The sequence below is a fragment of the Pseudomonas sp. LAIL14HWK12:I7 genome, assembly GCF_000483465.1.
Classification (GTDB): domain Bacteria; phylum Pseudomonadota; class Gammaproteobacteria; order Pseudomonadales; family Pseudomonadaceae; genus Aquipseudomonas; species Aquipseudomonas kermanshahensis.
The window spans coordinates 234,124-246,480 of record NZ_KI519605.1; the positions used below are offsets into that span (position 1 = coordinate 234,124).

The window sequence follows — 12,357 nt, forward strand, 5'->3', positions numbered from 1 at the left end:
ACTGTCATGACCACCCTTGAACGCCCACAGACTCTGCTCTCGATGGCCGACAAAGCCGCCCGGATCGACGCGATCTGCGACAAGGCGCGCATCCTGCCGGTGATCACCATCGCCCGTGAGGAAGACATCCTGCCGCTGGCCGACGCCTTGGCTGCGGGCGGCATTCGTACCCTTGAGGTGACCCTGCGTTCCCAGCACGGCCTGAAGGCCATTCAGGTGCTGCGCGAGCAGCGCCCAGAGCTGTGCATTGGTGCCGGTACTGTGCTCGATCGCAGCATGTTCGCGGCAGTCGAAGCGGCTGGCGCGCAGTTCGTGGTCACCCCGGGCATCACCCAGGACATTCTCGAAGCCGGTGTGCAAAGCGATATCCCGCTGCTGCCGGGTATCAGTACGCCGTCCGAGATCATGATGGGCTACGCCCTGGGCTATCGCCGGTTCAAGCTGTTCCCGGCGGAAATCAGCGGTGGCGTGGCGGCGATCAAGGCGTTTGGCGGCCCGTTTGGCGACATTCGCTTCTGCCCGACTGGCGGGGTCAACCCGGCCAATGTGCGCAACTACATGGCGCTGCCCAATGTGATGTGCGTGGGTGGCACCTGGATGCTCGACAGCAGCTGGATCAAGAACGGTGACTGGGCGCGGATCGAGGCGTGCAGTGCTGAGGCGATGGCATTGTTGGACGCTAACTGAATTTGTTGTGTGCTTTACGGCTTATGGGGCGCTTGGTCGGCGCCCCTTTTTTTTGCCTGCAGGTTTTGTGTTGATGGTAATGGCCTCTTCGCGGGCAAGCCCGCTCCCACAGTAAACCTCCGTAGATCCACCATTCCTGTGGGAGCGGGCTTACCCCGCGAAGAGGCCGGCACAGGCAATAAAAAAGCCCGCATCAAGGATGCGGGCTTGTGACCATCAAACTACTGCTTACGCCGCTTTAGCCTCTTGCTGGCTCAGCGACCGGTTCAGCGCGCTGAACAGTGCCTTGAAGCTGGCGGTGGTGATGTTTTCATCGATACCCACGCCATGTACCGGACGGCCACCGGCCACGCGCAGCTCGATGTACGCTGCCGCCTTGGCATTGGTGCCAGCGCCAATGGCGTGCTCGTTGTAGTCCATGATTTCTACGGCGATCGGCAGGCCGGCCACCAGGGCTTCCAGGGCGCCATTGCCCTTGCCGCGCCAGTGCAGGGTGGTTTCGCCTTCGCCGGCGACTTCCACTTCCACGGCGCTGTGGCCGTTTTCTTCCTGCAGGCGGTGGCTGACCAGCGCATACGGGGCGTTGGCCTGGAGGTATTCCTTCTGCAGCAGGCTGTAGATCTGCTTGGCGGTCATTTCCAGGCCGAGGCGGTCGGTTTCACCCTGTACCACTTGGCTGAATTCGATCTGCATGCGGCGCGGCAGGCTGATGCCGTATTCCTGCTCGAGCAGGTAGGTGATGCCGCCTTTGCCCGACTGGCTGTTGACGCGGATGACCGCCTCGTAGCTGCGGCCGATGTCGGCCGGGTCGATCGGCAGGTAGGGCACTTCCCACAGCTCGCCTTCCTGTTGCTTGGCGAAGCCCTTGCGAATGGCGTCCTGGTGCGAGCCGGAGAACGCGGTGTGGACCAGGTCGCCCACGTACGGGTGACGTGGGTGCACCGGCAGTTGGTTGCACTCTTCGACGACTTTGCGCACGCCGTCGATGTCGGAGAAGTCCAGTTGCGGGTCGATGCCTTGGGTGTAGAGGTTCAGTGCCAAGGTCACCAGGTCCACGTTGCCGGTACGCTCGCCGTTGCCGAACAGGCAGCCTTCGGCGCGGTCGGCGCCGGCCATCAGGCCCAATTCGGTGGCGGCGATGCCGGTGCCGCGGTCGTTGTGGCAGTGCAGGCTGATGATCACGCTGTCACGGCGGCTGATATTGCGGCAGAACCACTCGATCTGGTCGGCATAGATGTTCGGCGTGGCGACTTCTACGGTGGCCGGCAGGTTGAGGATCAGCTTGTGCTCAGGGGTCGGGTTCCACACCTCGATGACCGCGTCGCAGACTTCCTTGGCGAACTCCAGTTCGGTGGCGCTGAAGGTTTCAGGCGAGTACTGGAAGGTCCACTGGGTTTCAGGCTGCTGGGCGGCGTACTTGACGAACAGTTTGGCCGCGTTCACCGCGATGTCTTTCACGCCTTGCTTGTCCTGGTTGAAGACAATGCGGCGGAACGACGGGCTGGTGGCGTTGTACAGGTGGACGATGGCCTTCTTGGCGCCGCGCAGCGATTCGAACGTACGGGCGATGAGGTCTTCACGGGCCTGGGTCAGCACCTGGATGGTGGTGTCGTCCGGGATGTGGCCGTCTTCGATCAGGGTGCGAACGAAGTCGAAATCGGTTTGCGAAGCGGATGGGAACGAGGCTTCGATTTCCTTCACGCCAACCTGCACCAGGGTCTTCCAGAAACGCATCTTCTTCTCCGAATCCATCGGCTCGATCAGCGACTGGTTGCCATCACGCAGGTCGGAGCTGCACCAGATCGGCGCTGCAGTGATGGTTTTCGACGGCCAGGTGCGGTCAGGCAGGTCGATGGTCGGGAACGCGCGGTATTTCTTCGAAGGGTCTTTGAGCATGGTCATGGAAGCAATCCTTTTGTATGCGGCCGAGATCGGGCCTGCCGAGCAATAACGAGATGAAAAGGCGAGGCGACGCGATTCACCCTGGTAGTCGGGCACTGACCAGGCAGAGGCTGCGATGTTGTCGGAGCAGAATGAGGGTGCTGAAGGTTTTCATGCCTCAACCCTAACCAGTGGGGTGAGGGATGGCAAGTGTTCGTAAAAAATTGAGAGGAATGCTTAAAAAAAGCTGAGTGGCGAGATTTTATCGCTGAAAATTAATTCAGGTCTTTGAATTGTTGCGCGGTATATTTCGATGGCGCAACAGAGGGGAAGTGATGTCGACTGTGACGGCCTCTTCGCGGGTAAACCCGCTCCCACAGGGTTTCGCGATCCCTGTAGGAGCGGGTTTACCCGCGAAGCAGGCGCTGCCGATCTCAGGGCTGGAATGCGCCGATGAAGATAGCGGGATCGACCCGAGCATCATTCAGGCTGACATTCCAGTGCATGTGCGGCCCGGTCGCCCGCCCGGTCGACCCCACGCGCCCGACCACATCGCCTCGGCGCAGCTGTTGGCCAACCTGCACATCGATCTTCGACATGTGGCAGAACATGCTGATAAAGCCCTGGCCATGGTCGACGAACACGGTACGGCCATTGAAGAAGTAATCCCCCACCAGGATCACCTGGCCATTGGCCGGGGTCTTGATTGGCGTGCCGGCCGGCACGGCGAAGTCCAGCCCGGCATGCGGGTTGCGCTCTTCGCCGTTGAAGAAGCGGCGCACGCCGAACTTGCTCGACAGCGGACCGCTGACGGGTTTGTCGAGGACCAGGTTGCTTGGCAGTACCGGGCTGAAACTGCGATACGCCTTGATCTGCTCGGCCAGTTCACGGTCGATGCGCTTGAGGTCGTCCGGGTTCGGATTGACCTGGCGGGTGTTCTTCAAGGTGATGTGCTGCTCGGGGTACTTCTTGCTGCCGACGCTGAAGGGCAGGCTGCGGCCGCCCTGGGTCAGCACGGCGGTGCCGGGCTTCTGGGTCAGCGGGATGCCGACGATGGCCAGCCAGCTGTCCTGCTCCTTGACCACCAGCACCGGCTTGCCATCGAAGCGTGCGCTCGGCGCCGTTGCCGCCGGGCCGAGGTCGACCACCGCCACGCCACCCGGCACGGGTTTGTTCAGGGTGCGGGTGATGTAGCTGGCCTGGGCGCCTGCGGCCAGCAGCATGAGGGAGAGGGCGAGCAGGGGCGCGAACAGGCGGGGCATGGGTCAGTCCAGTAGTGAGAGGGTGACGGGCGTCAGGTGGTTGTCTTCGACGCGCACCTGCAGTTCGCCTTCATTGAGGCGGGCGGTCAGGCGCTGGCCGTTGTGGGTTTGCTCGGCGCTGCGGATGGCCTGGCCACGCTCATCGAGCAGGATGCTGTAGCCGCGGGCGAGGGTGGCCAGCGGGCTGACCACTTGCAGCGTCTGCAGTTGTGCCTGGAAGCGCTGGCGACGGTCCTTGAGCACCTCGCGCATGGCCCGGGGCAGGCGTTCGGCGAGGCTGTCCAGGCGCTGGTTGAGCAGCTTCAGGGTGCGACCTGGGTGTTGCGCGGCCAGGCGCGTGTCGAGGCGCCCCAGGCGCTCGCGGCGCTGGTTGAGGTTGTTCATGAAGGCGCGACGCAGGCGCATGTCCAGGTCGTCCAGGCGCTGGGCTTGCTGGCGCAGGCGCTCACCCGGATGGCGCAGGCGTCGGGCCAGCGATTCCACGCGCAGGCGGTCGTGGCTCAGGCGGTTTTGCATGCGCAGCAGCAGGCGCCGTTGCAGGCCGTCGAGGCGTTGCTGCAGGCCGCTGTTGTCGGGGGCCAACAGTTCGGCGGCGGCCGATGGCGTGGGGGCGCGTACGTCGGCGACGAAATCGCAGATCGACACGTCGGTCTCATGGCCGACGGCGCTGACGATGGGCGTGACACAGGCGGCCACGGCACGTGCCACGGCTTCCTCGTTGAAGCTCCACAGGTCTTCCAGTGAGCCGCCGCCACGGGCCAGGATGAGTGCATCGAAACCAAGGCTGTCGGCCAGTTGCACGGCGCGCACGATCTGGGCGATGGATTCGCGGCCCTGTACCGCCGTCGGGATCAGGTTCAGTTCGACCTGCGGGGCGCGGCGGCCGAATACGCTGATGATGTCGCGGATCACCGCGCCGGTGGGCGAGGTGATGATGCCGATACGCTGCGGGTGGGCCGGTAGCGGCTTTTTGCGCTCGGCGCTGAACAGGCCCTCGGCGCCGAGTTTTTCTTTCAAGGCCTCGAATGCCAGGCGCAGGGCGCCATCCCCGGCCGGTTCGACGGTGTCGAGAATCAGCTGATAGTCGCCACGCCCCTCGAACAGCGAAACCTTGCCCCGCACCCGCACCGCGAGGCCATCACGCAGGGCCTGGCGGACCCGCGTGGCGTTCTGGCGGAACAGCGCGCAGCGCACCTGGGCGCCGCTGTCCTTGAGGGTGAAGTACATGTGGCCGGAGGCCGGGCGGGCGAGGTTGGAAATCTCGCCTTCCACCCAGACGCTGCGGAATACGTCTTCCAGCAGCACCCGGGCGCGGCCGTTGAGCTGGCTGACGGTGAGGACCTCGCGGTCCAGGCCGAGTCGTTCGAAAGGGTCTCTGATCATGGTGGGCATCATCGCAGTTGCGGGTGGCGTGCTTCAAGCGATTGGTTCAAACCGAATTGCGCCGGGCTACGTGAAGACGGCTTCTCAGGTCGTTTGCCAGCGCCGAGAGCTCGGCCTGGCTCGTTGAGCGTTCTAGTGGACTCGGTAGCGCAGTCACTTGAGCCGCCGCAGGAAGATCGACGAGAGAGCCGGTTCGGCTACTTGCCAGGCTTTCCATCGAAGCGTAGGGGGTTGCTTCTGCAGGGCTGGGTGCTGGACGTGGTTGCAGTCGCTGGTGGAGATCTTGCTGTACGTGCTCGAGCCTATTCAACTGCGCGTTTACATCAATTAACTGCTGTTCATCCAGGCTAGGGGCAATGCTGGGAATTCGGTCTGCTGAGGGGGTGCGCTTCAGGTTGGCAGACAAAGAACCTTTGATGAAAGCATGGCCGCTAGGGTCGGCAAGGTTGATGGGGTCCCCCATGCAATATCCATATGCATTAAGTCCCCCTCTGCCGAATGGGCTCAAACAATCGGGTGAGTGAAAGCGCATAAGGGAGGGCTTATAAGCGCGGTAACCATTGCCCAGTAGATAGCAACCCAGAAAGCGATTCAGGTGCTCTGCGTTGAAACCAAGTAAGGCTACTTGCTGACCATTTACTCCGTTGTGCCCGTAGGGGGTATAGGCAGGGTAGGGGCGGTTGGGGGTGGAAGACTGTCGCATGAGTGTTTACCTCCATTTGAGATGGGATAAGTTTCAGATGTATTGGGATAAGCCACCACTGATAGATATGCCAGGTCGGTGCTTCGCAGCACAAGGCTGCTCCTTGTATGCTGTGTCTAGCCTGATGGGAGGGGTTATTCCTGGGGCATGGGCGCGCGATCCCTTTCTCGTCCGCCTCAATATCGCGTCGGACCAACAAGGCGGTCGCGCGCGCCTGTCACAGGCGTTACTGGCCCGAAACAGACGTAGGAGCGAGCGTTGCTCGCGATGCGCCGCGCGGGCGGCGCTCGATCTCCCAGGCGCTAAAAATCCCCCGTCATGCACCAAGGCCCCCATCACCTCCCCATCACGCCCCCTGCATCGCCGCCAAAAACTGGCGCACCATCAACCCAGCATCCCGCCGACACGCCAGTGCCACCGTACTCTCACACACCTCACCCAGCGCCACGAACCTGACCGATGCCGGCGCAATATCGCGCATGCATGCCGGCAACAGCGCTACCCCGAACCCCGCCTGAATCAGCTGCAACTGCGTGGTCTTGCGTGAAACCACCTGGGCCGCCTGCGGAAAGAACCCTGCATTCATGCACAGCGAGGCCGACAAATAGCTCAACCCGCCGCGGTCCCGGTGAGGAATCGAAATGAAGCGCTCGCCACGCAGCTGCTCCAGTTGCACGACCGGCGCTTCAGCCAAGGGGTGCCCAGCGGCGACAGCCAGCAATAGAGGCTCGCTGAACAGCTCATGCAGCACCACGCCTTCATGCTGGCGCAGCACCGGCAGCCGCAACAGGCCGATATCCAGCCGCCCAGCGGCGATATCCTCCAATTGCGCCTCCGAGGACTGCTGCGCAATCTCCAGTGCAATCCCAGGGTTGCCTTGCAAGTACGCGCCCAAGCGAGCCAGCAGAGGCCCGGTCAGCGGCACGGTGCTGGAGTGGTTCAGGCGCAGGCTGCCTTGCAAGCCGTCGCCCATGTCGCGGGTGATGCGCTCGGCCTGTGCCAGGTCGGCCAGCAAGCGGCGGGCACGCTGCAAAAAGGCGTCCCCGGCGAGCGTCAGGCGTGGCAGGCGCGCAGTGCGTTCGAACAATGGCGTGCCCAGGTGCTGCTCCAGCTCCTTGATCTGCCGGCTCAGCGCCGACTGGGCGATGTAGAGCCGCTCGGCGGCGGCGCTGAAACTGCCGCTCTCGGCAATTTCCACGAAGTAACGCAGCTGGCGGATCGACGTCATGTCATGCCTTTTCGAGATGGGTAATGGCGCAAAGGCATATTAGTCGGCATGGCTCATGGCTGGCTAACCTTTGCGTGACTTCTCAGGAACACACGCCATGCTCACCTCATTGTCCTTTTCCGGCCTCGATTGGCTGCCCATCCTGCTCGGTGTCGGCCTGGCCTACATCGTTTTCGGCATTGCCGGTTTCGGCACTGCGCTGGTCGCGGCGCCGGTGCTGATCCACTTCATGCCGCTGTCCCGGATCATCCCGCTGTTGGTGCTGCTGGACTTCGTGGCGGCCTTCGGCAACTTGCTGCCGTCGCGCCGGGATGTGGTGCGCGGCGAGATGCTGCGTCTGCTGCCCTTCATGGCGATAGGGTGCACCTTGGGGGTGGTGTTCCTGCTACGTCTCAAGTCCGACCTACTGCTGTTGCTGATGGGCCTGTTCGTCAGTGCCTATGCGTTCTACAACCTGGCGGTGAAGGTGCGTCCGGCGACCTTGTCCGGCTTCTGGGCGGTACCCATGGGCACGGTAGGGGGCTTGTTCGGCGCATTGTTCGGCAGCGGCGGTTTTCTCTATGCGCTGTACCTCAGTGCTCGCCTGGAGGCGAAAGAGCAGGTGCGGGCTACCCAAAGTGCGTTGATCAGTTGCAGCACGGTGGTGCGCCTGTCGCTGTTCCTGATTGCCGGGGTCTACGCCGACAGCAGCCTGCTGTTGCTCGCTGCCTGCCTGTTGCCGGTGATGTTCGTCGGCTTGTGGGTAGGGCGCCGGCTGACGCTGAAACTGTCCCGCGAGGCCTTTGTGCGCCTGGTCACGTGGCTGGTGCTGGCCAGTGGCTTGGCCATGATCGGTCGCTACCTGAGCCTGTGAGCGGTAGAATTACGGGATTACCGCAGTTCGCAGGTTTGCTTCCTTAATGAACACCCAGAGCATCATCGTCCCCAAGCTTTCCACCGTTCCGGCCAACGAGGCCCGCGCCCGGGCGATCGTACGCTGGCTGGTGCGCGAGAAAATCGTCGAAGAGCAACTCACCACCTGTGGCCGCACCGGAAACCGCATGGGCCATGCCTTGGCCGAAGGTGCGCGCAAGGTAGCCCTGCACCCCGAGAAACTGCCCTTCGGTGAGCAGGCCAGCGGCCTCGAGATCATGCTCAAGCGCTGCATCTATACCCCGACCGACGGTTTTCTCGAAGAAGCCGGCTGCCCGGAGTGCCGCCGTGAAGTCGGCGAGCCGCTGTTCGAGAGCCTGGAAGAGTGGATGCCAGGGGTCAGTGACAACTTCACCTGCCCGCTGTGCGGCTTCGAAGACGACATCAATGGCTTTCTTTACCTGCAGCCATGTGCCTTTTCCAACCTGGGGTTCATCTTCAACAACTGGGGCGAGGCCGGGTTCACCCAGGCCTTTCTCGACAGCTTCGCCGACTGGCTCGACCAGCCAGTGGCGGTCGTGCAGGTAAAACTGCCAGAACGCTGACCGAAGGCCCTTATTTTGCATTGAGCGGCGCGCCGTGGATGAGTATAATGGCGCGCTTCCATTTTTCCCGCCCGGGAGCCCCCGCGATGCTGCGTATCAGCCAAGAAGCCCTGACTTTCGACGATATCCTCCTTGTACCTGGCTATTCCGAGGTACTGCCCAATGAAGTCAGTCTCAAGACCCGTTTGACTCGTGGCATCGAGCTGAACATCCCTCTGGTTTCCGCCGCCATGGATACCGTGACCGAAGCGCGTCTGGCCATTGCCATGGCTCAGGAAGGCGGCATCGGCATCATCCACAAGAACATGACCATCGAACAGCAGGCCGGCGAAGTGCGCAAGGTCAAGAAGTTCGAGGCTGGCGTGGTCAAGGACCCGATCACCATCGAAGCAGACGCCACCGTGCGCGACCTGTTCGACCTGACCCGCCTGAACAACATTTCGGGTGTTCCGGTGCTGGAGAACGGTGACCTGGTCGGTATCGTCACCTCCCGTGACGTGCGCTTCGAAACCCGTCTGGATGCCAAGGTCCGCGATGTGATGACGCCCAAAGAGCGTCTGGTCACCGTGCGCGAAGGCGCCAACAAGAACGAAGTCCGCGAGCTGCTGCACAAGCACCGCCTGGAAAAAGTCCTGATCGTCGACGACAAGTTCAGCCTCAAGGGCATGATGACCGTCAAAGACATCGAAAAAGCCAAGGCCTACCCGCTGGCCAGCAAGGACGACCAAGGTCGCCTGCGCGTCGGCGCTGCCGTCGGTACCGGCAAGGACACCGGCGAGCGCGTTGCTGCCCTGGTTGCCGCTGGCGTTGACGTGGTGGTGGTCGACACCGCCCACGGTCACTCCAAAGGCGTGATCGACCGCGTACGCTGGGTCAAGGAAACCTACCCGCAAGTGCAGGTGATCGGCGGCAACATCGCCACCGGCGCTGCGGCCAAGGCCCTGGCTGAAGCTGGCGCTGACGCCGTCAAGGTCGGTATCGGCCCAGGCTCGATCTGCACCACCCGCATCGTCGCCGGTGTCGGCGTGCCGCAAATCAGCGCCATCGCCAACGTCGCCGCTGCGCTGGAAGGCACGGGCGTCCCGCTGATCGCCGACGGTGGCATCCGCTTCTCCGGTGACCTGTCCAAGGCCATCGTTGCCGGTGCTTCCTGCGTGATGATGGGTTCGATGTTCGCCGGTACCGAAGAGGCCCCGGGTGAAGTCGAGCTGTTCCAGGGCCGCTCCTACAAGGCCTACCGCGGCATGGGCTCGCTGGGTGCCATGGCACAGGCGCAGGGCTCGTCCGACCGTTACTTCCAGGACTCCTCGGCCGGCGCCGAGAAGCTGGTACCGGAAGGCATCGAAGGCCGTGTACCGTACAAGGGTGCCTTGGCAGCCATCATCCACCAGCTGATGGGCGGCCTGCGTTCGTCCATGGGCTACACCGGCAGCGCAACCATCGAAGAGATGCGCACCAAGCCGGAATTCGTGCGCATCACCGGTGCCGGCATGGCCGAGTCCCACGTGCATGACGTGCAGATCACCAAAGAAGCCCCTAACTACCGCGTAGGCTGAGGCTTCCAGCACTATCAGCATGCGGGGCTGTCACGACAGCCCCGCGTCGTTTCCGATTTCCACTGACGAGATTGAGTCATGGCCCTCGACATTCACGCTCACCGCATCCTGATCCTCGATTTCGGTTCCCAGTACACCCAGCTGATCGCCCGCCGCGTGCGCGAGATCGGTGTCTACTGCGAACTGCATCCGTTCGACATGGACGATGAAGCGATCCGCGAATTCAACCCGCGCGGCATCATCCTCGCCGGCGGCCCCGAGTCGGTACACGAAGCCAACAGCCCGCGCGCGCCGCAGGCTGTGTTCGACCTGAACGTACCGCTGCTGGGCATCTGCTACGGCATGCAGACCATGGCCGAGCAACTGGGCGGCAAGGTGACCGGTTCCGACCTGCGCGAATTCGGCTACGCCCGCGTTGATGTAGTCGGCAAGAGCCGCCTGCTCGACGGCATCGAAGACCACGTAGACGCCGACGGCGTGCTGGGCCTGGACGTGTGGATGAGCCACGGTGACAAGGTCACCCAGATGCCTGGCGACTTCCACGTGCTGGCCAGCACCCCGAGCTGCCCGATTGCCGGCATGTTCGACGACGCGCGCGGCTACTACGGCGTGCAGTTCCACCCGGAAGTGACCCACACCAAGCAGGGCGGTCGCATTCTCTCGCGCTTCGTCCAGGACATCTGCGGCTGCGAAGCCCTGTGGACCCCGTCCAACATCGTCGAAGACGCCATCGCCCAAGTGCGTGAGCAAGTTGGTTCGGCCAACGTCCTGCTGGGCTTGTCCGGTGGCGTGGACTCCTCCGTGGTTGCCGCGCTGCTGCACCGCGCCATCGGTGACCAGCTGACCTGCGTCTTCGTCGACAACGGCCTGCTGCGCCTGCACGAAGGCGACCAAGTGATGGCCATGTTCAAAGAGAACATGGGCGTCAAGGTGATCCGTGCCGACGCCGAGGCGCAATTCCTGGGCAACCTGGAAGGCGAAGCGGACCCTGAGAAGAAGCGCAAGATCATCGGTCGCACCTTCATCGACATCTTCGATGCCGAAGCCAGCAAGCTGGACAACATCCAGTTCCTGGCCCAGGGCACCATCTACCCAGACGTGATCGAGTCGGCTGGCGCCAAGAGCGGCAAGGCCCACGTGATCAAGTCGCACCACAACGTCGGTGGCCTGCCAGAGGAAATGAACCTCAAGCTGGTCGAGCCGCTGCGCGAGCTGTTCAAGGACGAAGTCCGCAAGATCGGCCTGGAGCTGGGCCTGCCGTACGACATGGTCTACCGCCACCCGTTCCCAGGCCCGGGCCTGGGCGTGCGTATCCTTGGTGAAGTGAAGAAGGAATACGCCGACATTCTGCGTCGCGCTGACCATATCTTCATCGAAGAACTGCGCAAAGCCGACTGGTACCACAAGACCAGCCAGGCCTTCGTGGTGTTCCAGCCGGTCAAGTCGGTTGGCGTCGTTGGCGACGGCCGTCGTTACGCCTGGGTCGTGGCCCTGCGTGCCGTCGAGACCGTGGACTTCATGACCGCGCGTTGGGCACACCTGCCGTACGAGCTGCTGGAGACCGTCAGCGGCCGTATCATCAACGAAATCGAAGGCATCTCGCGCGTCACTTACGACGTGTCGAGCAAGCCGCCGGCCACTATCGAGTGGGAATGATTTCGCGCCCGGCCGCGGCCGGCGTCCGATAGCAGGAAGCTACCAAAAGCCCGCATGATTGCGTAATGCTGTTCACTTAAGAATGCCGGGGCCGCTCTGCGGCCCTTCGCGGCACAAGGCCGCTCCCACACCGACCGCGTAATAACCCTATTTACAGGGCATGCGCGAACATTGTGGGAGCGGCCTTGTGCCGCGATGGGCCGCAAAGCGGCCCCCATACAGGCGATGGATAACTCAAGTGAACAGCATTACGCATGATTGCGGGCTTTTGCGTTTTACCGAGCGCGTCTATCGACCCTGAGCTGCAAGATCTCATCTCCCGCTTCGTCGTGCTCGCCTGTCGACGTCCAGGCCACGAAGCCTGGGCCGCTTCCATCGCGAATGCCGCTGCTCCAGGAATCGACGGTGATGCCTAGCGCGCGCAGGTCTTCTTCTGTGAACGCGTTTTCCCGGGTCAATGCCCGCAGGGTCATACACGCTGCGGCATCTTCAGGTACTGCAGGGCGAAAGGTTATGGCTGTCATACGTTTGGCCTCACGTTGAA

At 62.7% G+C, this 12,357-nt stretch carries 10 protein-coding genes and 1 pseudogene; 5 read left to right on the plus strand and 6 right to left on the minus strand.

Translation table 11 applies throughout. The features are described 5' to 3' along the window. The first annotated feature begins 6 nt into the window (after positions 1-6). Positions 7-687 carry a bifunctional 4-hydroxy-2-oxoglutarate aldolase/2-dehydro-3-deoxy-phosphogluconate aldolase gene (locus D886_RS0120470; protein WP_027595673.1) on the plus strand — a complete coding sequence of 227 codons (681 nt, stop codon included), beginning with the start codon at positions 7-9 and terminating at the stop codon, positions 685-687. A gap of 228 nt (positions 688-915) precedes the next feature. On the opposite strand, the gene leuA is transcribed toward D886_RS0120470, so the two are convergent. From leuA to D886_RS0120490, 5 genes and pseudogenes are all read right to left on the minus strand, one after another. Beyond that, complete coding sequence (leuA, locus tag D886_RS0120475) at positions 916-2,589, minus strand: 2-isopropylmalate synthase (protein ID WP_027595674.1); 1,674 nt, start codon at positions 2,587-2,589, stop codon at positions 916-918. A gap of 413 nt (positions 2,590-3,002) precedes the next feature. Then, positions 3,003-3,830, minus strand: coding sequence for a M23 family metallopeptidase (locus tag D886_RS0120480; RefSeq protein ID WP_027595675.1), 828 nt, complete (start codon positions 3,828-3,830; stop codon positions 3,003-3,005). A gap of 3 nt (positions 3,831-3,833) precedes the next feature. Further along, positions 3,834-5,213, minus strand: coding sequence for an exodeoxyribonuclease VII large subunit (gene xseA / locus D886_RS0120485; RefSeq protein WP_033694301.1), 1,380 nt, complete (start codon positions 5,211-5,213; stop codon positions 3,834-3,836). A 418-nt stretch (positions 5,214-5,631) separates the two neighbouring features. After that, positions 5,632-5,880 (minus strand): annotated as a pseudogene (locus tag D886_RS28620) (RHS repeat-associated core domain-containing protein); the annotation flags it as partial. 382 nt (positions 5,881-6,262) lie between these two features. Then, entirely contained in the window at positions 6,263-7,144 is an 882-nt protein-coding gene (locus D886_RS0120490; RefSeq protein ID WP_027595677.1) for a LysR family transcriptional regulator, read from the minus strand. A 97-nt stretch (positions 7,145-7,241) separates the two neighbouring features. Here D886_RS0120490 and D886_RS0120495 point away from each other — a divergent pair, with 97 nt between their 5' ends. The 4 genes from D886_RS0120495 (at position 7,242) to guaA (ending at position 11,813) form a co-directional block, all read left to right on the plus strand. Next, a complete protein-coding gene (locus D886_RS0120495) occupies positions 7,242-7,997 on the plus strand; it encodes a sulfite exporter TauE/SafE family protein (protein ID WP_027595678.1) in 756 nt (251 codons plus the stop codon). Positions 7,998-8,043: 46 nt separating this feature from the next. Further along, positions 8,044-8,601, plus strand: coding sequence for a hypothetical protein (locus tag D886_RS0120500; protein ID WP_027595679.1), 558 nt, complete (start codon positions 8,044-8,046; stop codon positions 8,599-8,601). An 86-nt stretch (positions 8,602-8,687) separates the two neighbouring features. After that, a complete protein-coding gene (gene guaB / locus D886_RS0120505; RefSeq protein WP_027595680.1) occupies positions 8,688-10,157 on the plus strand; it encodes an IMP dehydrogenase in 1,470 nt (489 codons plus the stop codon). Between the two features lie 78 nt (positions 10,158-10,235). After that, on the plus strand, positions 10,236-11,813 hold the full coding sequence (guaA, locus tag D886_RS0120510; protein ID WP_027595681.1) for a glutamine-hydrolyzing GMP synthase: 1,578 nt from the start codon (positions 10,236-10,238) through the stop codon (positions 11,811-11,813). Between the two features lie 275 nt (positions 11,814-12,088). On the opposite strand, the gene D886_RS27985 is transcribed toward guaA, so the two are convergent. Further along, the gene (locus tag D886_RS27985) at positions 12,089-12,337 is read right to left on the minus strand and encodes a hypothetical protein (RefSeq protein ID WP_081717537.1); all 249 of its coding nucleotides are present in this window, start codon (positions 12,335-12,337) and stop codon (positions 12,089-12,091) included. Positions 12,338-12,357 lie beyond the last annotated feature (20 nt).